Origin of the sequence: Streptosporangium sp. G11 (assembly GCF_051192615.1) — a bacterium.
Classification (GTDB): Bacteria; Actinomycetota; Actinomycetes; order Streptosporangiales; family Streptosporangiaceae; genus Streptosporangium.
The window spans coordinates 1-526 of record NZ_JBPJUQ010000379.1 but is presented as its reverse complement, the minus strand read 5'-3'; the positions used below and the strand labels follow the sequence as shown (position 1 = coordinate 526).

Genomic DNA, 526 nt, shown 5'->3' with positions numbered 1-526 from the left:
GCCCACCCTGACCATGCCATCGTCACCAGCTTCCCCGGCCTGGGAGAACTGACCGGAGCACGACTGTTCGCCGAGATCGGCGATGACCGCACCCGATTCGCCGACGCTCGTGCACTCAAGGCCTACGCCGGAGCCGCCCCCATCACCCGCGCCAGCGGACGCAGCCGAGCCGTTGTTCATCGCCGGGTGAAGAATCAGCGCCTGGCCGCCGTGGGCTACATCTGGGCCTTCGCCGCCATCACCGCATCCCCCGGTGCCCGCACCCACTACGACCGGCGAAAAGACCACGGCGACCGGCACTCCTCGGCTTTGCGCAACCTCTACAACCGCTTCCTCGGCTGCCTGTTCCACTGCCTGGCCACCGGCCAGACCTACGCCGAGCACGTCGCTTTCCCCGCCGCAGAACCTGGGGGCTCCACCGCCCCCAGACCCCCACGCGCCGCGGTAACCGCCGACGCCCAACGCTCCTGATCACACCTCGCCATAGGCGTCGACGGCCACCACGGACCGGCCTCCCTTGACACCC

General features: G+C 69.6%; 1 protein-coding gene. It reads left to right on the top strand.

All coding sequences use genetic code 11. From position 1 onward, the window contains the following. Positions 1-471: transposase (locus ACSDR0_RS51120; protein WP_435296221.1), on the top strand; the 471-nt coding region annotated here is incomplete at its 5' end. Positions 472-526 lie beyond the last annotated feature (55 nt).